Annotated in this window: 20 protein-coding genes; all 20 read left to right on the forward strand. The window is 40.2% G+C overall.

Going from position 1 to position 21,523, the window contains the following annotated elements; translation table 11 throughout:
• Positions 1–2 precede the first annotated feature (2 nt).
• The 20 genes from FUT79_RS08300 to FUT79_RS08390 are packed head-to-tail and all read left to right on the forward strand — an operon-like array spanning position 3 to position 21,414.
• Positions 3–1,112 carry a hypothetical protein gene (locus FUT79_RS08300; RefSeq protein ID WP_024751751.1) on the forward strand — a complete coding sequence of 370 codons (1,110 nt, stop codon included), beginning with the start codon at positions 3–5 and terminating at the stop codon, positions 1,110–1,112.
• Positions 1,109–2,113, forward strand: a complete 1,005-nt coding sequence (locus FUT79_RS08305; protein WP_148889369.1) for a PBECR3 domain-containing polyvalent protein — start codon at positions 1,109–1,111, stop codon at positions 2,111–2,113. The genes FUT79_RS08300 and FUT79_RS08305 overlap by 4 nt, the downstream gene beginning before the upstream one ends.
• Before the next feature lie 5 nt (positions 2,114–2,118).
• On the forward strand, positions 2,119–2,826 hold the full coding sequence (locus FUT79_RS08310) for a hypothetical protein (protein WP_148879541.1): 708 nt from the start codon (positions 2,119–2,121) through the stop codon (positions 2,824–2,826).
• Positions 2,807–2,983 (forward strand): hypothetical protein, encoded by a 177-nt coding sequence (locus FUT79_RS15115; RefSeq protein WP_002695490.1) that lies wholly within the window; start codon positions 2,807–2,809, stop codon positions 2,981–2,983. The genes FUT79_RS08310 and FUT79_RS15115 overlap by 20 nt, the downstream gene beginning before the upstream one ends.
• Before the next feature lie 19 nt (positions 2,984–3,002).
• Positions 3,003–4,736 carry a hypothetical protein gene (locus FUT79_RS08315; protein ID WP_148889493.1) on the forward strand — a complete coding sequence of 578 codons (1,734 nt, stop codon included), beginning with the start codon at positions 3,003–3,005 and terminating at the stop codon, positions 4,734–4,736.
• A gap of 20 nt (positions 4,737–4,756) precedes the next feature.
• A complete protein-coding gene (locus tag FUT79_RS08320) occupies positions 4,757–5,275 on the forward strand; it encodes a hypothetical protein (protein ID WP_024751728.1) in 519 nt (172 codons plus the stop codon).
• 23 nt (positions 5,276–5,298) lie between these two features.
• Complete coding sequence (locus tag FUT79_RS08325; RefSeq protein ID WP_024751727.1) at positions 5,299–5,832, forward strand: hypothetical protein; 534 nt, start codon at positions 5,299–5,301, stop codon at positions 5,830–5,832.
• The gene (locus tag FUT79_RS08330; RefSeq protein ID WP_148879542.1) at positions 5,804–5,998 is read left to right on the forward strand and encodes a hypothetical protein; all 195 of its coding nucleotides are present in this window, start codon (positions 5,804–5,806) and stop codon (positions 5,996–5,998) included. Before FUT79_RS08325 ends, FUT79_RS08330 begins: the two co-directional genes overlap by 29 nt.
• Positions 5,999–6,014: 16 nt before the next feature.
• Complete coding sequence (locus tag FUT79_RS08335) at positions 6,015–6,953, forward strand: hypothetical protein (RefSeq protein WP_244951144.1); 939 nt, start codon at positions 6,015–6,017, stop codon at positions 6,951–6,953.
• 16 nt (positions 6,954–6,969) lie between these two features.
• On the forward strand, positions 6,970–8,112 hold the full coding sequence (locus tag FUT79_RS08340; RefSeq protein ID WP_148879543.1) for a hypothetical protein: 1,143 nt from the start codon (positions 6,970–6,972) through the stop codon (positions 8,110–8,112).
• Entirely contained in the window at positions 8,105–8,911 is an 807-nt protein-coding gene (locus FUT79_RS08345; RefSeq protein WP_024751723.1) for a hypothetical protein, read from the forward strand. Before FUT79_RS08340 ends, FUT79_RS08345 begins: the two co-directional genes overlap by 8 nt.
• Positions 8,912–8,931: 20 nt before the next feature.
• A complete protein-coding gene (locus tag FUT79_RS08350) occupies positions 8,932–10,758 on the forward strand; it encodes a hypothetical protein (protein ID WP_148889497.1) in 1,827 nt (608 codons plus the stop codon).
• Positions 10,755–12,224 (forward strand): hypothetical protein, encoded by a 1,470-nt coding sequence (locus FUT79_RS08355; RefSeq protein WP_002695630.1) that lies wholly within the window; start codon positions 10,755–10,757, stop codon positions 12,222–12,224. The genes FUT79_RS08350 and FUT79_RS08355 overlap by 4 nt, the downstream gene beginning before the upstream one ends.
• Positions 12,225–12,230: 6 nt before the next feature.
• Positions 12,231–13,052, forward strand: a complete 822-nt coding sequence (locus FUT79_RS08360) for a hypothetical protein (protein WP_148889499.1) — start codon at positions 12,231–12,233, stop codon at positions 13,050–13,052.
• Positions 13,053–13,055: 3 nt separating this feature from the next.
• A complete protein-coding gene (locus tag FUT79_RS08365; RefSeq protein ID WP_044634575.1) occupies positions 13,056–14,732 on the forward strand; it encodes a hypothetical protein in 1,677 nt (558 codons plus the stop codon).
• 27 nt (positions 14,733–14,759) lie between these two features.
• Complete coding sequence (locus FUT79_RS08370; RefSeq protein ID WP_148883985.1) at positions 14,760–15,935, forward strand: baseplate J/gp47 family protein; 1,176 nt, start codon at positions 14,760–14,762, stop codon at positions 15,933–15,935.
• Between the two features lie 3 nt (positions 15,936–15,938).
• Positions 15,939–17,852 carry a hypothetical protein gene (locus FUT79_RS08375; protein WP_148889501.1) on the forward strand — a complete coding sequence of 638 codons (1,914 nt, stop codon included), beginning with the start codon at positions 15,939–15,941 and terminating at the stop codon, positions 17,850–17,852.
• A 24-nt stretch (positions 17,853–17,876) separates the two neighbouring features.
• Positions 17,877–18,638 (forward strand): leucine-rich repeat domain-containing protein, encoded by a 762-nt coding sequence (locus FUT79_RS08380; protein ID WP_148889503.1) that lies wholly within the window; start codon positions 17,877–17,879, stop codon positions 18,636–18,638.
• 9 nt (positions 18,639–18,647) lie between these two features.
• On the forward strand, positions 18,648–20,216 hold the full coding sequence (locus tag FUT79_RS08385; protein WP_148889505.1) for an LPD3 domain-containing protein: 1,569 nt from the start codon (positions 18,648–18,650) through the stop codon (positions 20,214–20,216).
• A 1-nt stretch (position 20,217) separates the two neighbouring features.
• Entirely contained in the window at positions 20,218–21,414 is a 1,197-nt protein-coding gene (locus FUT79_RS08390; RefSeq protein WP_044634573.1) for a hypothetical protein, read from the forward strand.
• Positions 21,415–21,523 lie beyond the last annotated feature (109 nt).

Raw genomic sequence — 21,523 nt, forward strand, 5'->3', positions numbered from 1 at the left:
AAATGCTTGAAGTGGTTAGTGCTAAAAATTATTGCATTATCAAAATGCCAAACTCTACACAGGAATACAGGCTTGAAAGGAAAGCAGGTATTGACGGCGAGTGGGAAACGCTGACCGCTTCAGGCTTTATAAAAACAACAACGGAGCCTCCCGTTCCGGTTAAAGATGTTTACTTAGATAAAAATGTCAAGGACGGCGTCTACGGGTATCGGGTGCAGGATGTAACAAACGCCGCAGCGGATTGGGAGTATTCAGTTTGGGTAAAGTGCGGCGCGGGAAAACCTGTCGGCTATACATTCGGCAATTATAAAGCACCTGAAGGACAGTGGGGCGAAATTGTTACGCCGGATGATTTACATTACACCTATCTTTGGGGTGTTGATTTTAGGGCAAGTAACGGAATGCCTTATACTGATGAACAGGTGCGCTTTCATATCAACTCTTCGCTGCGTGAAATGGAGCGAAGGCTCAATATTACAATTGAAAAAAAACGCATCGCTTGTGAGCCGCAACGGCGGGGATTAAAAAAAGGCGTTGACTATGACGAAGAAGAATCGTTTTATAGTTTTCATCAATCCCGCATTCAGCGGCAGGGATTTATTCCTACGCGGAAAAGACCTGTTATAAAAGTTTCAAAGCTTGATTTATTGAGCCGCACCGAAAAGGTGCGAAGTCTTATGGATTGTTACACGCTTGATAAAACAAAGGGCTTAATCAAATTTTTTAATCGTCCTTTTAGAATGAGCGACACACGAAAAGCAATACACACTTCTATTTCTCCTTATGGAGCTGCGACATGGGAGAGCAATCTTTTTTACAGTATTGATTATGTTGCAGGTTATGAAAGCTCTGACGATGTGCCGGCGGATTTGCGGGCAGTAATCGCAAAGCTCTGCGCTGTTGAGTTATTGAATATCATTGGAGACGGACTTATCTCGGGCTTTTCATCTTCAAGCCTTTCTATGGATGGAGTAAGTGAAAGCTTTAGCTCCACTCAATCTGCAACCAGTGCGTACTATGGCGCACGCATTAAGGTGTATGAAGATGAATTAAAAAATTATATCGAAGAAAACAAAATGAAGTTCGGGCATGTGGTGATGGGAGCGTTATGAGAACAGTTTTACTATTGAGAAAATCAGCTGAAAGTGAAAAGTTTATTTTTAACGCAATAAAGAAAAAAATACTTGACTATTTAGCAAGCTTAGAAAAAAAAGAAAAAGCGGCAATTGAAAAAGCTTTTTCAAAAATGCTTATGCTTGCAAAAGGTGGCAAGGGTTTGCCTGTCGGCACGGTACGAGATTGGAAGGGAAAAAAGTTTATTAAAACTGCACCCGGAAAATGGAAGCCGAAATATGAAAGCCATTCACGCGGTGCAAAATTAGCGATTAGTGCGTTAAAGAAAAAGATTGCCGCTTGCGATAACGCAAAAGACATGATGAATATTATTCTTGAAAATAGAGATAGGTTCAGTGATAAAAACGGAAACCCGCTGCCTTTTGTTCAAGAGTTAAGCAAGTTTATTGATGAAACGCAGGAAAACCATGTACGATTTACAGACAATGGAGCTGAAAAGAAATGGTATGAAAAGCCTCCAGCAACAGAAAAAGAGTTACTCGATTTTGCAAAAAGGGCAATAGAGGAAAACGCAAACGAAAGGCTTTTTGTAGGATATGTAAGCAGTGAAGCACAAAAAAGAATAAAAGAGGTAACAGGCTTAGATGCAAAAAGTATTATTCTTGATAGCAATTCTGTTCGACATGTGATGAACAAAGAAGCTCATAATTTGGAACTTGAGGATTTGAAATATATGCAAGAAGTTATAAATGATCCATCGAGTATAAAATTATCAGAGCAAAAATATTACCATAATGCTGTAATTGAGTTTCGAAAAGATATTAGCGGAGAAATAACATTTGTTGAAGAGTTTAGAGCTAAAAGGGGGCAGCTTGAATTAGTTACGTGTTATCGAAAAAAAAGAAAATCTGCCGCCAACGCCTCAATGCTACGTAAAAGTACGTCCCCTGAGACTAACGTCCTAAGCCGTAATGACGGTCAGATTAATACAAGTATACCACAATCAGACGAAAAGTCAAGTATCAGAAAGGCAGGATAATTTATATGCTGTATTTTTTAAATAGACCGCTCATTTTAGAGCACGTAATAGTAAAAGCTTTTGATGATTATTTTAAGGCATTGCGCACACAGGAGTATTACCGGAACTGGAGTATTCACGTTACGAATGAACACCCCTTTTCTTTGATGATACCTGATTTTACTTATAACGCAAGTATATTCCCTTGTGTTGTGGTGTCAACCGAAAGCGATGAAAAACCTTCGGAGTTGATGAACCTTGTAGAAAGCAGTTTTTTTATTCTTGAAAAAACGGATATCCCGTTACTTGAAGAAGAAGGCTATGCACTTTGCGATGAGTTAAAAAAAGATTTAGAAAATGAGTTTGCAAAAAAAGAAAAGCTCTGCGGAGTATCACGGGTAATACGGCGGCAAGAGCGGATAAGTATAGAAATATGGAGCGAGAATATTCAGCTGAAAAATGAACTGTATGAAATGTGCCGCTTGTTTCTTGCGGGCGGCATAAAGGATGCGCTTGCCGAATATCGCAAGAAAAATAATGTAGTCATTTTTGACAACACCATACAGGGGGATCGAAGCGGGAATTTTAATTATGACTTCGGGGTAAAACTTGCAGGCAGCCGCTTAAGTTTTAACGCTGATTATTTTATTGAGCAATCAATAATCGATACAAAAATCGATGGAAATAAAAACATTATTTGGGAGGTGATTGATAATGTCAAAGGAAGTAAGTGAAAAACAAATAGGTATTACTACATTTTTTCAAAACCGCAAGGGTGAGTATGATGATGAGGTAATTTTTGTTTTGCAGAAAATGTATGCGGATGTGGCATTCACAGAAGCGCAGTGGGTTTTAAAAGTGAAAGAGTTTTTAGAACAAAAAATTGTGTAAGGATTTGGGAGGAATAACAATGGGAGTAAGACCAAGAATTTTCGAAAGTGCGGGACGGAGGACAAGTCATCTTCAGCCGGGAGTGTTTTCTCGATCCGCGTCAATTAAAGGGAAAGGCGGCGGGGTTTCCGCAAGTAATCTTGTAGTTTTAGGTTATGCAATTGCGGGAAAGCCGAATACATTATATGAGTTTGGCTCTCTTGAAGAGGCGCAAGCGGTATTAAAGGGAGGCGAATTGCTGGAGGGAATAGCACACGCCTTTAGTCCGGCAAAGGGCTATACACCGCAGAGCGTTTTTGCAATGCGTGTCGGAAATGCGGAGCAAGCAACCCGAACACTTAAAGCGGGCGGAACGGATGTATTAAAACTTTTTTCTAAAGAATACGGAGTTGGAGCAAACAGCTTACAATTAAAGCTTACCAATGATTCAGGTGCGCACACAGTAACTCTTGTGTTGAAAAACGGCACAAAGACTGAAACTATCGGACCGATTAAAAATGAGCTATTAAAAATAAAATATACCGGCACGGGGGCAGCCTGCAAAGTTTCGGTACACACCGATGCGTTAAAAATTGAAGTGCCCGATAAAACGGTAGACGGCATAGAAATTCTTTTTGAGGAATATCCGACTATTGAAGCTGTGGCAAATAGGCTTATTGCAAAGGGGTGTTATGTTGCGTCAATAAATGCAAATGCGGAGCCTACCACTTCATCGAGGGAATTAGATTTTATTGCAAAAGAAACAGCAAATAAAGATGAAGACTTTTTTATGTTCGGCAATCTTTATGCAATGATTAAAAAACTTACCGAAAGCGATTTTATCGACAAGGTAGAATTACTTTCGCATGATAATAATCTTCCTGAAACCGATTCAGATTTTGTCAATTTTGCGGGAGGTGTCGGCGCGAGTGAAATAGCTCTTGAGTGGGTTGCAGCATTGCAAGCTTTAAAAGCGGAACAAATCAATATCATTACAACACCTTGTCAAGATGAGATGATACACAATCTCATTGTCGGACATTGTGAACTGATGAGCAGTGTTGATAACCGCAAGGAGCGAACTTGTATTTTAGGCGGCGGCGTAAACGAGACAAATGAAAAATCAATTGAAAAAGCGAAAATGTTTAATAGCCGTTTATGTTCTTACACAGGTGATTCAATTAAAGCAGTCAACCCGATGACGGGGCGCATTGAAACCTTCCCCGCTTCATATTTTGCCTGTAAGCTTGCAGGCTTGGAAAGTTGTCTTGCAATTAACGAGCCGCTTACAAATAAGGTTGTTGATGTTGTTGAGTTTACTAAAAAACATTCGCCTACCGATTTTAAAAAACTTATTCAAGCAGGCGTATTGGCAGGCGGTAAAAATGATGACGGAGCACTTGTTACAATTAGAGCTATGACAACCTATCAGGGAGACACCTTACAAGATGTTGAGCGCAGTATGGTACGGGAATCAATATACATGAGCATGGATTTACGCCAACGGCTTGGAGCTGCAATCGGCACACCGGGAATATCCGGAAGTTTAGAAGATGATTTAGCAACTCTTTTGCAGGCGGCTAATGATTGGTTTAGCGCAGGCTTAATTTTAAAAAGTGATGACGGGGAGCTTATTTGGGGCATATCAACTCGAGAAGAGGGGGATACAACATTTATCACGTTTAGTAGATATTTGGTAGCTCCAAGAAACTTTATTTTTATTACGGAAAACAATCATGTGTATTCCGGATCGGCTGTTACGGTCGCTATATAATTTTTTTAGGAGGATAGGAAATGCCATTACCGAGAGTAAGTGAAAAAATATTAACCGAAGGATACCGCTGTTATGTTAGATCCGGGAAAAATGCGAGTACCGCAAAAGTTATAGGCTTTGTAGAAAGCTTTCGCGCTTCTTTATCGTACATGACACAAGAGGCACGAGTACTGGGAGAATTAGTTCCTGTGTCGATTGATGCTCAAGGAGTTTCATGCTCAATAAGCATGTCAGGGTTTTTACCATCGAAGGATGTAATAAAAAACGGTATATCGATAAGTAAAACAAATGATGTAAAGATATCGCTTTACACCTTTTTCCCCAGTCCGAAATCAATCCGCGATGATAAGGTTGTTACGAAAATTCCATACATGGACTTCAAGGATGAAGACAATGGAAATATAGTAGCAACGTTTGAAGGTATTATCGTTGATTCAGGAACTATAAGCGGACAAGGTTCAAGTTATGTAAAAGGCGATGTAAGCATGAAAGCTCTTGATTGGAGCGTACAAGAACACAACAATTCATTTTTGAAATAACATAAAAAGGAGCAATAAAAAAAATGGAAATAAAGGTAGTTGAAAATGCGGTGTCTGTAACGGGCACAGATATTGAAAATAAATCTTTAAGCGATTCAAAGCGCGAAGATTTATTTATACAGCTTTTGCTTGGGCAGGATGCAACAGGCGAAATAGAAACTTCGCGCGGAAGTTTTACGGTAAAGTTTCCGAAAGAAAAAGACCGCCTGCAAATTGGGCGTCTTATGGGTATAAACAGATGCGGTATTCCTGCCACAAGTTTTGATATTGATACGGAAACCAGGAATCTTGTTTGTTCAACGTTGAACGTGGTTATCGTTAAAGGACCTGAATGGCTTGAGGCGGTAAAGAAAAAGCAAAACGGTTTTAGATTTGAGGAGGTGCCTTGCGATGAGTTTTTAATCGAACTCTACCAAAAGGCATGTGAGTTTCGTGATCAGGTGCAAGAACGCCTTAAGGCGGGGACAGAAGAGCTTACAGGAGTATCTACCGGAGAAAGTGCTGCTCCTATTGTGGACAATGGTATTTTTGACGGGCTTGAAGGAAGTGCCGACTGATGAATGGACGTTAAAAATACTGTATGAGTTTTCGCTTGAGTATGATAGAGATGAATTTAGAATGCTTAGGCAAATGGAAAAAATGGAAGAGCAAAAAGTTGCGGCTCCTAAAAAAGCCGTAATGAAAAATCTTGGGTATTCTGAAATGGATTTGTTAAAAGAATAGGAGGAATATAGTGGCAATGACAATGCCCGCGCTTGGCAAGGCGCTTGAAGATTTAACAAAAGCTTATAATGATTTAAAAAAAGAGCTTAAAGATAACGGCGGTATGCATAATGCGTCATTTCTTGTTGTAGAAAAATCATTAAAAGCTGTACAAGCGGCAGTAAGTGTAGATGATTTTATAACAAGACAAAAAGAAAAGGTTCTTACCGACAGTACTCCTGTAAGTTTACAAGGATTTGTGCAAACGGTAAAAGATGAAGACGGTTTTATTCTTGTTGCAAAGGGGCTTGATGTTTTTAAACACGGAACGAGGTATGGTATCTCCTCTGATTTTAGAGCAACGACTTATGTTATACCCGATTATGCGCAAATTGTTTGCATGAGCAATAAACGCGGCGTATTATCTGAATCTGATAAGATACAAGCTATGGCAAACGGGAGCATAAGCCTTGAGTTTTTATATGAGCCTGATGCTCCCGATGAAGAAATATCTTTAAATTTTGTCGTAGGAAATAATGAGGGCGAGTATAAGGGCGAAGTTGAGTGGAGCAATATAAAAATTGAGACTATCAGTTTTGAGTTTTCACAAAACCAAAAAGAGATGGCACAAAAAGCTTTAGATGCGCACGTTGAAAAAACGGAACACTACCATAATGTAATTCGGAATAAGAACGGCTCAATTGCGGTGCCCAATCCTCAAGGCGATAATGAAGCTGCAAACATGAAGTTTGTAAAAGAGGAAATAAAGGCGCATCTTGCGGAGCTTGTCGACAATGCGCCTGAAGAGCTCGATACACTCAAAGAATTGGCGGACGCTTTAAAAGCAAATGAAGATGGAATGGCGGCAATAAACGCAGCCTTAACAAATAGGTATACAAAGACAGAGGCTGACGAAGCCTTTATAAAGAAGGCTGCGTTTGCGTTAAGCGGTACGACACTGGAAATCACCTTATAAACAGAAGGAAATTGATATGGCGTACGGTTTAGGCAAAAATTCACCTGTTACTCTTGCACTTGGGAAAGAAAGTTATGAGGCGATGATTGAAAGGCACGGGCAGTATGTACGCTGGAGAGTTGCTAAAAAATGCCCCTGTGTTTCTACGGGAAACCAACCGGATATTCATTGTAAAAAATGCGGGGGCTCTGGCGAGCTGTATTCGTATCAAAAAAAGTATACGGATAACGTGAGGCTTTCTGTTTTTGACGGGCTTATCGAATTACCGGAAGACATAGCGGATTGTGTTATAAAAAGTATTTACAACTATGCAGGCGTTTTGTTCGAGTTTAAAAAAGAAGATCGTTTTATTCAGCTTCAAGACAAGGAGCATACGCTTACGCAAGGAGAGACGGTAGATATAATTTTTGAGCAAGAATTAGTTTGCATTTTAAAAGAAACAAAGGCAGAGCGTATATGTAAAGGCTTTTATCGTATCCCTGATTTACGCATGCCAAAATCGACTATCGAGGGAGTATATTACAGTCCCTGTTGCGACATTCTAAAAATAGAAAACTTAAAAAGCGAAGATGGTGCCGATGTTGAAATTCTAAACTATTATAAAGATTGCATTGAAGTTCTTAGCGAAGAAGATTATCCGTATTTGATTGCAAAAAATATTGAATACATAAAACCTGTAAAGTTTATTGTCTTATCGCAAAACTTAAACAAAGAAAATCTAGCCTTAATTCAAAAACACAACGGGGATGCGGTTTGCACCTTCCCGTATAAGTTTGATGTTTCCGAAGGAGATATTATTACAATTATTTCAGGAACAATGACTAACAAGGTTATTGTAAAACGAGGGAGAGAAACTGCAGATGATATCATCCCTGAATTTTTTGTTGACTCAATTGATTTAATTGAAACTAAAACAAGTGTTTTTAAAGAAGGAGAAGATTTTATTTTGATTGGGACAAACCGTATTCATTGGCTTGGAGCTGCAAAGCCTGAAGCGAATGAGAGCATGTCAATAACGTATCGGTATAATCCGACATATCGGGTTTGTCAAAATATTCCTTCCTTGCGAACAAGTGAGGATCAGCGCATACCGCGCAAAGTGGTGCTCAAACTATTTGCAAGTTATCAAAATGCTCGGAGGGTACACACGAATGGTTAAGATTAAAATAACAGCGGATAATCCCGCATTGCAAGAACTCGCAGCTGCGGTAAAAAAAATAGGACGCTCAGATATTCTTCCTGCAACCGATGCAACGTTTCAAGGTTGTGCAAAAATGGTAGCGGACTCTTGGAGAGCCTACGGTCAGGGACAAAAAGATATTCCGGGAGTGCCGCCGATGAAAAAGCCTTCAAGCAATTATTCAGGCGGTGTAAAGGTAAAAAAAAGCGCACCGCTTGAATACACAATATCGAATGAATCTAAGGCAGCCCCCTTACTTGAATACGGCACCGATGGTTATGATATGAAAACAACGCATCCATACGGGAAAAAAAGCAGGGTAAGTAAACAAAAAAATCCTAAAACAAAAATGATAGAACTCATTCCGTATTTGATTGTGCCCTTTAGTTGGGGAACGCCGGGAACCGTAACGTTTCAAAACACAATGACAGAAGACATTTATGCAATTGCAGAGCGCATGAAAAAAAGTGTTGTAATGGAAGAAACGCATTTTGAGGAAAACTGGGCAGGAGAAGCTATTGAGCGGCATGAATATACGTGGGCAGATAGATTAAACGAAAATGACTTAGGCAATGCAGACGGTATGGTAAGAATGTCTGACACTCCGACAGGTAAGTCAACCTATTGGACGTTTAGAATTATTTCCGCTAAGTCTCCGAAGAACAGCTGGATAAATAAGGGCATTCCCGCCCGCAATGTAACGGAAGGTTTAAAGGCTTTGCATGAAAAAGAAATAGCCGATGCAATCCAAAACGCTCTTGCAACCGATTTAGGGTAGCAATAGAGGAATAGACGCGTATGGGAATGAAAGAAGTTGCGATTAAGCTTAATTTAGAAACCGGTAGTTTCTCATCATCTGCACAAACGATATCCGATGCTTTTGATAAAATGCTTGGCAAGATGAAAGAAGCACAAGAAGTCGGCGATTTTGATTTAGCTGCGAAATACTCGCAAGCGGCACAACAAATGCAGCAAGTGTATAACGGCATGGCAAACGGGAATCAAGCCGGAGGCGGAGGAATTGCAGGGTTTAATAATACAGTAGGGGGCATTTCTAATACTGCACAATCGGTTATCGGACAAATTGGTGCGGGCGATGCTGCGGGCGGTGGATTAACACTTTTAGGGAAAGGAGCCGGTTTACTTGGTAAATTAGGAACAGGCGGAGCAATTGCAGGAGCAGGACTTCTTGCGGCAGTTGGCGCCGGTTGGGGGGTAAAAAAACTTTCAGACCTTTATACATCGCATGATGATGCGGCAGAAGCATTAAATGCAAGCCTTAATAACACCATGCGCACTCGCTTTGATTTAAGTACTAAGGAAGGACGTGGAGAGTGGCGGCAATTTGCAAAAGATTATCCCGAACGAAAAAATGATTTTGAGATAAGTAAAGACGGTAAAACCATGATTGAAACATTGGAAAGCCGTTATAAGGTGAACACAAAAAATATAGAAGATGCGTTTACCAAAGCAAGTGCTGCCGCAAACAGTTTCAGCTACTCAATGGAAGACGGGTTGAGTATGGTTAAACACCTTACGCAATACGGACTTTCTTCGGGCAGTTATGATGTTGCCCGTAATGTTTTCGGCTGGTCAAGAATGATGGGAATCCAAAAAGAGGAGGCAGCAGATTTTAAAGGTACTTTTTCCCGTTACGGAAATAAGGACGCGGACAGTTTAGCGCAAGCATATCGAGCGAGCTCTTTTATGGGAATGAAGGAAGGCCAGTACAGTGAAACACTTGGTTTATTACAAAATATTTTTACTGATGGTATATCAAAAGGGTTTACAAAGTCGATTGCTGAAATAGGCAGCACAATGACTTTTTTAAAAAATGCAAGCGGCAATAATCCGTTATGGATGGGAGAACAAGGCGCAAGTCGATATCAGCAATTAAATGAAAGCGGGCGCAGTGCAACATCTCTTTCTTCGGTTTCGGATATCTTAACGTACCGAGCTATTGCAAGTTTATCGGATGCAGAAAAGGCACGCATATTAAAAGAGCACGGATTAGAATCGCAAGGCGGATATCTTGATAATATGCAAATTGCGGAACTTGGATTTTTACCGGAAATATACAAGAAAAAAATGGGTCTTTTTGAACAAATGTCGGGAAAAGGTAATAAAGCAGGGATGATCGAAATGATTAGAAAAGATACCGGCTTTGACTATATACAGGCGGCGCAGTTTTATGAGTTGATGAACAACGGGGAAATAAATAAAGACGCATATGAATCAATAACAAATGCAAGTATACGCCCTGAATATACCTCACGTGTCGGAGCATCTACCGGTTCTGCCGAATTGTGGAGGACTTGGACAGCTGAATTGGGAAAAGGTCCGGCGGAACTGACAAAATTTCTCTCGGTATTTTTATCCGGCACTCGCCAAGAAGAGTTTAATACGGGTAAGCTACCGGGCATGGGCGAAGGAAGTGTAAATAATGTTACACTAATAAAAGAATTACAACAAAGAAAACAAGATTTAGCATTTGAACTCCAGACTCTGTATAATACCTTTTTCCCCGACCAAGAAAAAATTAAGGAAAATACGGAAGAGTTAAAAAAGATAAACGCGCAACTTGAGTTATTATTGAACGGGGAAATAAAGGTTGAAAGTCGATGATGATCACCATTCACAAAAGCCCGCAGCCAAAAATAGAAATCTTTGATTATAATGCGCCAACAGTGCCTGCTTTTACATTATCGGCACAAACCCATGAGTATACGCAACTTTTAAGCTATTCGTTTACCGAAAGCACAATGGATTTAAAGGGGCGTTTTCAGTTTAGCATTGCAGGCGGAGACAATAATCTTTTTAATGAAATACAGCCGCTTCAAATTGTAAAGATTTACGAGGGGGCAAATACTCCTGTGTTTATTGGTGTAATTGCAAATAAAGATTTAAGTTGCACAATGAGTCAAGGTGGCGTGCAACGACAAATCAATTTTTCCGGGATGAGTATTACGGGGTTAATTGCAAACTTTCAGCTCATTCTTGATATTAAGTTTTTATCATTAACACAAATAATGAGTGCGGAAACGATAAACAAGGATATGGTGTTACGCATAAATGAACTGCAAACTAAGGAACCTTTAAAAATAAAAAAGTTTTTAGAGCTTACATGGGATACATATTTAGGCTATGTAGGTGTTAGATATTTAAAACCTACCGCAGATAAAGCTCCGGTAAAAGGAAAGGCGGGAGAATCAAATAAAATAGTCTATGACATAATTAAAAACTTTATGGGGAATGATTTTTTTGAAGTAGGAGAAGCAGAAAGTATTCCTGTGCCGATTGCTAATACCTTTTTTAATCAAGGAATAAATACGGTACAACAAATATGGCAAACGATTTTAGCGCCTCCTGTGTATGAAATGTTTTCTCGGGTGAATGAAAAAGGAAAAACAAAAATAGTTGTTCGTGAACTTCCATTTAGTTTTAGGGAAAACGGAATAGTGCATAACCGTTGGGGCAAACTACCAATAAGAAAAATAAAATCACCGCACCTCGTCGATTATTCATTGCGTTTAAGTATTGATGAAGTGTACACAACTTTTTTTGCCTATATCGAGGGTTCTTCTCTTTCGGCTGATCAGTACATTGTAATTGAGCAAACTGACGGCGACAAAATAGAAAAAAAGATTTTACAAGTTGATGAAAAAAAACTTAAAACATACGGCATGAAAATGTTACAGGTTGCTTTCAGAGGCTATAAAAAACAAACGGAAAAAACGGAAACAATTACCAATGCAATGCACAAACTTTCTTTGCGCCTTCGCTCTTGGTTCGGGCGACTTGACGAAATGTACACAGGAAGCATTCGCATTATCAACGATTTTTCTGAAAAACAAATACGCTGCGGAGAGCGAGTAAGCTTTTTAGGCGGGGAGTTTTATGTTAGAAGTTGCGACCATTCATGGTCCTACGGAGGGACTCCCACAATCAGCCTACAAGTAATACGAGGCGGAAAGTATAACAAGGGAGGAGAGTTTGTAAAAGTAATGCCTGAAATGGGAACAAGCAATATCGAACTTAAATTTGACGGGGAAGAAACGAATAGTTTAGTAGATATAAGTTGGGCGAGGTAAAAAGCTATGAGAATTGTAATACGAGAGCGAAGCGGACAGGTTACCGGGCAAGTGCCGCTACAAAATACAGTGCCGAGAATAGGCATGTGGGGAACAGTAACCGATGTTGACTCTACAAGAAATGCGGTGAATGTTCGACTTACCGGCGGTGTGTTATTGGAAGATGTGCCGGTTGCCAGCTTGGATGAATGGATTTGTGAATTTAAAGACGGGGACTATATGTCGGGAAGCAGAAACTTACCGCCTGAAAATGCACGGGTTTTTGTGCTGATGCCTACAGGCACCTTTGAAGGCGCTTTTGTTTTATGCTCAAGCCTTTCGATGTTTGAAAAAGAACACCAAAAAAAATTTATGAGCACAAAGGAACAACGAGCTGAAAAAAATGTTGAGCGGCTTCGGGTGCGACCGGGAAAATGGATTGAAAAATACAATTATAAAACGGGACAGCTTGAGCTTACCTCTTCGAATGAAAAGGTAAAGATTGCAATTGCTGATGATAACAATAAAAAGGAAGTGAGTGTAAACGCTTTCGGTGCAAACATTACAATTGACAAAGACGGCAATATTGCCGTGAAGGCTGCAACGGATAAAAAAATAAGCCTTAACGGCGAAAACTTAAGCGGTATAGTAAAAGCCGATGAACTAAAAACGCAGCTTGGTAAGATGACGGCACGAATTGATAAAATGGTAAATACTTTTAACGGGTGGGTTGCTGTTCCTAATGATGGAGGTGCTGCTTTAGCTACCGCAATGAAAACCGTAATAGGCACTATGGTAAAAGAAGATTTTTCAAATATAAAAAATGACAAGGTAGTGCACGGAGGTTAAGCAGTGAGACAAGGATATTTACGAGAGGGATTATGGCAGAATGTATACCTCATTGAATTTTATGTTGACAATAATACTTCCCCGTCCGAGTCTTTTGCCTTCGGGGTACCGCCTGAAAGTGAAGAGTTTGTTTTAACGCAACGGAAAACCGAAACTAAAACTTTTGGCGGACTTGTCATTGATGACTATGGTCATGATGCGCTTAAAATAACGCTTTCAGGAAGTACGGTAAATAATGAGCTTAGGCGAATGTACCATACAACCGGAGCGAGTGAGTATGTTACCGGCGAAGAAGAAATATTTAGGCTCAAAACATTGCTTGAAAAATACAAAGGTAATATAAACACGCTTGGAAAAAAAATCCTTTTATATGATTTATCAAAACATACAAATAGGAGCAGACGAAAAAAAACGATTGACAGTTTTTGCTGGCAAGTGTATCCGGGCGAATTTAAAATAAAGCGAACAAAAGAAAAGCCTAATGTATATACGTATTCAATTGAGTTTACCGCCATTCCGGCCAAAGATACCTTTGTGTTTTATAATACAATCTTCGGAGTTGATTTTAATAAGGCCTTTGATGCAATTGAACAGTATTTACAAAAGTTAGAAAAAAGTTTGAGTTTTTTTAAATCCGTCTTAGAAAAAATCAACGAGGCGAGGCGTTTTGCCGCCGCCTGTAAAGAAGTTGCCCTGTATGCGATAAGCGGTACTATTAACGCCTTTAGGATACTGCTTGACGACACTTTTCAACTTGGCCATTCAGCTATTGCCTTATACCGAGAAACAGTCGGAGCAGAAGGAATACCTGCACTTATTTTTGAAACGGGTGATTTTGTTGCGGCAATGCTTATTGATTTTATGACCAACATAAACGTATTGGCAAACAACATACATGCAATGAGTAAAAAAGAATTTTATATTCCTGCTGGCGTTTTTGAAGATTGGGAAGTTACTATAGAAGAACTTGACGCCTTAAGTCAGCTGCAGTGTAGCGGCATTTACAATGAACTATGTGCCTTATCTGTCTCTGCTCAAATGGAACGACCGAAAGAATACACATTACCGGTTGCACGTGGCGCTGCAATAACCACGTATGGAATGCAAATAGGTTTAATTACCGATGGCATGAGTTTTGAAAGCATCGCCCAAAATCATTACGGAGACAGTAGCAAAGCGTATATTATTGCTTCTGCAAACAGCGCTGGCAGTATTGATGATTTAAGCGCACGCGGACAAAAGAATGTGCTAATCCCAGTGCTGGAGCGAAGCGCTTCTAATTATCAAAATAGGATAATCGGTTTAAGCGGACAGCGCGATAATTACGGGGTCGATATTGCGTTAGACGAAAACGGGAATATTTTACTCAACGATCTGCAAACAGATTTTAAATTTGTTACCGGCAGAAGAAACATATCGCAAGCGGTACTTATGCGCTTGCGTGAAAATATTAATAAACGAGTGATGCTGCAACTTTATGGAATTAAAACAACAATTCCCGACAGTGAAAGTGCAGGCTCGGCTTATATTTTATCAAGCATAATTCAAACACTCAAACAAGAATCGCGTATTAAAGAATTGTTGAGCGTTTCTTTTAAAGGAGATGGGGACGCTTTGCGAATTGATATAGAATACACCGATATTGGCGGACAGCGGCGCTCTTTAAGCGAGCTTATATAACGGAAGATGAACAGGAGATAAAAAAGAATGGATTTTGATTATAAAATAAAAACCTTTGATGAGATTTACACCGAAATGCAGCTAAAGGTATTCGGTAAAATACTTACCGCAACGGACGCTAACTCAGGCAGTGTGCTTTGCTCTTTATTAGAGGCAACTGCACGGCTAATTGCTGAAGCGTATTTGCATTGCCAAATAGGGTATGCAAAATACTTACAAGATTTAGTGGAAGGGGCTTTTGGCGTAAAAAGGCTTTTAGGAACTAAGGCAAAGGGGAAGGTTGTTTTTTTTACCGAAAAAGGAAAACCTGCAGCCAGTCATCTTTATATAGCGGTAGGAACCGAAATTGCCTGCGGTGATACTGTTTTTGTTACCACAGAATCGGGAATGATAGATAAGGGGACGGAACAGTCAAAGCCTATTTTTGCTGAAGCAAAAGAAATAGGAGAAAAAGGAAATGTGCCATCTGAAAGCGTTGACACTATTTTAAGCGGCTTACATTCAAGTATTGCGGGAGTAAAAAATATACGGCCGTTTGAAAACGGTACTTCCGCCGAAACCGATCCGGAGCTGCGAAAGCGATTTGTAAATTATTTACGAGGCTTACAACGGACAAACTTTTACGGGGTAAAAGAAGCGGCTCTTAGCACAAAAGCATATCACGTGAACGTGGTATTATGTGCGCCGCCAAAAGATATTCCCACCCGAGATTTTGACGGAAACCCCATAACAGAGCATAATGTAAATTGTGCGGTGTATGTTTGCGACAAAGAAGGAGAGTGTTCAGGGGCATTACTTGATGAGGTGCGCAAAACATTACGCGGAGACGGCACGTATAACAATCCCGGATACACACCTGCGGGTGTTCATCTTGCTGTCGCTCCCATTGTTGCAGACAGACGGTTTCAAGGGGAAGGCAATAAATTAAATCTTGAAATATTTTCTGTTCTTCCTGATAAAGAAGAGGCAAAGGAACGAGTACGAAAAAAGGTTATAGAATTTTTTCAAGGCTTTGAAGTAGGTCAATCTCTTATTATCACTGATTTAATTCTTGCCGTCAGACAGTTTGATTGGGTTACCGATGTAATCATTAAAGATATGAACCTTCCGCAAGGCAGCGCAAACCCTTCCGCAACTGAGTCGCATAAACTCTTGGTTGTAAAAGAAGAAGATGTGCTTATCACAATAAAACAACAGGGGTAGTAAATGACAATACAAGATTTTTTTTCAACTGTTAAAACAAATCCGTTTGAAATTGTAAAAGCAAGCGATATGGACGTAGGGTTCCAATCGATTGTCGATAATGCAAGCTTTCTTGTACGCTTAGCGGTACAGGCAGAACATGATTTTATCATAGGCGGACAGGTTACACCGATAAAAGATAGCTTAAGCGTACGGGTTTCCCCCTTTATTGCGTTTAACAAAAAAACACAACGGCTTTTGTGTAAGGGCACGGAAACGATTGTAGAACTTAAAGCCGCCCACGCAACGAAAAATAGAAGAGACGTACTTTTTATTACCGAAAAAGGTTGGGTTGATTTTAAAAAAGAAAACAGAGCCCGTTGGTTTGTTGCAAGAGGAAATGCGGGACAGACAGGGCAAGAAAACTCAGGGTTTGCAAAGGTAGAACCGCTTAATAAGCGGCAAGCGTTTAAGGTTGCACTTGCCGTTATAAGCGGAGAAAACAATTCAGGGACTGCAAAGTACTGCGATGAAGAATGTGTAAAACTAGGTGAAATATCGGTAAAAGCATCTCAGACAAAGTTCGGCAAAGAAGATATTTTTGCGGTAAGTGCCTTAGCTGAGAATGAAGAAAATGCAGGCTGGACAAATGAAACAATGAGAACCTTCTCACTTGCACCGATGAGCAAAGCGGCAATGCGCTTTTTTAAAATCCATAAACCGGACGGAACACTAAAAGATGGTGTTGTCGGAAAATCAAACCTTGCGCTTTCAGGCGGCGACATGTTAACCGGTGATGATATTGTGATTGGAAAAAAGATTGCAGTAAAAGCGGGCAGCATAAATCCCGCAACAGGAGCATTTGAGTATACTATTCCATTTGTCGGTACCGAGCGCCTAGAGTTTACTATTTTCGAGTCTGCAAAAATAAAAGAAGTTTTTGATGTTGTTTTTAATGCCTTTGCGTATGTGTGGAAAACATTTATCGCAAATGATGCCGCCGTGTATCGATATGCGCAAGGATATACCGATTTGGGGATTGCTGATTTAAATAAAGTTTTTTTTGAGGCTTTGCAAAAAGAAATACAGGAACGCATTGCCGCAATTGATAAGGAAGCAAAGGAGCGTAAAGAAGCGGATGCGGCAATTAAGACATTTGCAGAAGAAGCAATTGCACAGGAAGCACAAGAGCGCAAAGAAGCTGATGAGAAGGAAACAAAAGAGCGCAAAGAGGCGGATGCAGAAATTAAGACGTTTACAGAAGAAGCAATTGCACAGGAAGCACAAGAGCGCAAAGAAGCTGATGAGAAGGAAGCAAAAGAGCGCAAAGAGGCGGATGCAGAAATTAAGACGTTTGCAGAAGAAGCAATAACCCAAGAAGCACAAGAACGCAAAGAAGCAGATGAAATAGAAGCTACAGCGCGCATTGCAGGCGATAAACAAATTAAAGAGTTGGCAGAAGAAGCTATCAGCTTATCGGTTCCGGAAGGTTCAACACTCGGTATATATGATGATGAGGAGCACAAAACATTTTTAAAGCTTGACGGTAAAAGTTTTGAGCCCGCCGAATATCCGCGCTTTTACGAATACTGGAAAGAGCATTTAGCTTTTTTAGGTGAAGACAATGAAAAAAAGCCTTTTTTGCCTTATGTAGAAACAGCAGACTATAGCCGCTTAGGCGAGGTTGTCAGCTTTATCGGAACGGATTACCACCATGAATTTTTGTTGTGCGATGGGGGACCTTTTAGCCCTGATGTATACGCCGAGTTTTACGAGCAGTACTGGAAAAAACATTTAAGCCACTTAGGCAAAGATAGTATCGGGTGGCCATTGCGCCCTAAACTGAAAGGCAGCATTGCAGGCAGCAATGTATACATTAAAGCCTTGCCGCATGTTGAACATGAGTTTATTACGCCTGTTATTAAAACAGGAAAATAAGAGGTACAGGGAGGAAGGTGAATAATGATAACGATAAACGGAACGGAAATAACAGAACTAACATATAATGGTGTAGAGATAGAAAAGGCTCTCTGTAACGGCGTGGTTGTATTCGAAAAAAAGAGAGAAAACATTATAAGAATGAAAACGTCTGCGGATAGTATTAATCTGCGTGTTACAACAAAAGACGGCAGCCCGCGTGAACTGTGGAACGACGGCAAGAAAATTGCGGAGATGCAAAGCGACACGTATCAAACAGTTAGTATCCAGAATAACGCAGAAGAGATAACCATTAAGGGGTATGACATACAAGAGCTGGACTGCGACAACAATCGACTGACCACATTAAACATAAGCGGATGTACAAGTTTGCGACAGCTGGTCTGCTTCAACAATAAACTGACCACATTAAACGCAAGCGGTTGTACAAGCCTGCAATGGCTGGACTGCTCCAACAATCAGCTAACCACATTAAACGCAAGCGGTTGTACAAGCCTGCAATGGCTGTACTGCGACAACAACAAACTAATCTCATTAGACGTAAGTGGTTGTACAAGCCTGCAACGACTGGACTGCAACAACAATAAACTAAGTGCCGAAGTTTTCAAAAAACTTTTTGAAGATTTGCCTGAACGCAAAGAGAAAGATGGAAGGGTATTGTTATATAAAGACGGCGATAGCAACTACAAGGATTTTACGCAGCCTCCCGAACTTGCAGCCGCCTTTAAAGCTGCAAAAGAGAAAGGTTGGAAGTTCTATAAAAATAACTGGAGTACAGAAATATAAGGCAGCGGTATGAGAATAGTAATAGACGCTGATGCTTCAAAACAGATTATACATACTCTCAAAAGATTATCAGAGCAGCAGCAGTTTCATGAAGTGTTAAAGCTTATGCAGAAGACTTTTGTAGAAGGCAAACACCCGCGCGATGAAGAGGGAAGGTTTGCTTCAAAGGGCGGTTATGTGCGGGCAAAGCGGCTTAAATTAAAAGAGAAGTTAAAAGACTATGTTGGAAAGGATATTAAAAATGAAAAAACAGGAATACCGGCGTATATATCAAATGAAAGTATAAATAAAATTTCAAGTGAAAAAGCAATAGAAAAAACAAAAGCAAACGGCTTTACTGTTGATGACCATTTTTATGCGGCAAGTAACATAGTTCCATTATTTAAAAAAGCTGATTTAAGGGGAGTGTATAAAGATAAAAATAACAGCAAGGATATTGTTTCAATAAAGCGGTTTAATTGCAGGTTTAGATTGCCGAGTGGTGTGGCAGCAAATGCTTATATTACTGTAAAGGAAGCTAGGATAAGTGGACATAAAATATATTCACTTGAAGTAATGGAATTAGAAAAAGCCCTCAAAAACGAGGGCTTGGGTATGGCGGTTAGAAAATCTAACGCAACATGTATCCCTGAGAATACACCACCACGCACTTTTAGTATACCAGATTCACAAAAAAAAGCAAGAGAGCGAGAGACCCATCAAACAGATGAGCAGCAGCAGTTTCATGAAATATTAGAGCGAATGCAGAAGACTTTTAATGAGGCGGAACACCCGCGAGACGAGGCGGGACGGTTTACGGATAAGGGACCCGTAAGCAAGGAAGTGCATAAAACACGGCAGCGTTTACGAGCGGTATTTACGGATAAAGCGGTTCCAATGCCGGATATTCCGTTTACCCGAGAAAATTATAATAAACTGTTTCCGAGAAATAGAATTGATACGCCTTTAGGATCAGTAAAACTTGGAGAACATCAATTTGAAAAACTGCAAGCACTTGGGCGTAATTATTTATTGGGTGCGGTTGCCACAACGTTAAAAAATCCTGTAGCGATTATTCGAGAAGAGCGGGACGGGAGAAAATCAAACCTATATGTAAAATCGTTTATAAAGGACAAAAAAAATAAAATAGTGCAGTCGGTTGTAATTGATATTGACGGACAGCATATTTCAATATCAACACATGAAAAGGATGTAAGTAACGTTTTAAACAAAATAGAAACGGTCGGTCAGCTTATCTATATAGACAGCCAACCCGACCGAATGGCTGAGCAGCATCATCTAAGCGATGAGTCGGTGGTCAACCCAACCAGGAAGCAAGAGAAAGCTCTCAAGTCCTGCACTACAAGTATACCACATTCACAAAAAAAAGCAAGGGCGCAAAATGCAGCCTTGCCGAAGGATTTTGTATCGAGGTGTAACATGGTAAGCATTCAGCTTATGCTTTTGAAGTGGGATATAGCCGCAATACAGGAAGAAACAGACCGCCGTAATAATATGTATGACTTGCTTTTAAAGTCTTTTAATAAAATTGTGCAGGAATTAAAAAAAACACAAGGTAGTAAACAAAGGAGGCTATGAAATGAAAAAAAACCCGATAGGGAAACGATTAAAAGAGTATACCGCAAGCGCCATCAACACCGGAGGCGAAGTGTATGAAAAGATTATGGCAAGTGGAAAAGAGCACGCGGAAGAGCAAGGGGCAATTGAAAATGCGCTTTGTCAGTTATTTGATTTTATCGATTATTATCGGCAACCTGAAATCTTTAACCATCAGGGAACGCATTTATTAAAAGGGCTGAATTTTTTTTCAGGGCTTAAAAAAAGCCGGCAAGAACCATACTCATCAACAAAACATAAATACAAAGCGATGATGATACGGGTTGATGACGATGCGCCGCTTGATACGGTATGGGGCACCAAATGGAATGCGGAGCATGCGCTGCGGTATTACTTTAACAATGATGATTGCTTTGTGATGGAGTTTACCAACGAACAAGAAAAAAACCTTTTAAAAAATCAATTTATTTCTGACGGGTGGCAGGTTGACGGATTGCCGGTAGAAAAAAGCCCGCATTTAAATGATCAGGCAAGCTTGGTAAACGTGAACGGCATTCGCATGATAAACAACACCGTATTACAAACCGCTCAGGCGGTACGCATAGCGAAAGGCATTTACTCACTGCATTTTTTTATTCGAGGAGCAATGCGAAACAGCAAAGGCGTATGGCAGGGAAAACTCAATCTAAAAATTGTGCGGAAAGACGGTGCGGCAATTTTTACGAAAACCTACCGTTGCGGCATGCATTGGGAAAACATACAGGAACACCTGTATTTTGAACAAGACGGGGAATACGATTGTATCTTTACGTGCGAAAAAAACGTTGACATTGATTTTATCAACTTATTTCCGGAAGTACCGTATCCATCACTTTCAATACTGATTGGGCACGGCGGCATGCGGGATTTATTTTCAATCTTTTTTGCGCCGCACGTAGCGGACCCGAAAGATAAAGACGATGAAAAAAACTTTAAGGACAATGAGTTTATTGTCTTTGATTTACTGGACAAATACAAATTTTGGTTTCCGTTTGCAGATGACTCGGAAAGCAAAAGAGAACGGCTGCGGCTTAAAATTGATTTTAACGACAAACACTGGGGCTACTGGACGGAGGACATCCGCTGGCTTGATTTATTATACGTGTCGGCACTGCTTGACTCCTTACTACCGGTTGGTGTTAAAGTATTTACGATTATTTCCTCACGGAGGGGAAGTTAAAAGATGCAAAACAAATCGTAAAAAAAAATTATAAAAAAGAGAGCGACACGGCGCACGGGCGAACCCTTAGAATTTTTACCTATGGTTCGCCAACGAGTTTAAAAGCTTC

Origin of the sequence: Treponema phagedenis, from assembly GCF_008153345.1 — a bacterium.
Lineage (GTDB): Bacteria > Spirochaetota > Spirochaetia > Treponematales > Treponemataceae > Treponema > Treponema phagedenis.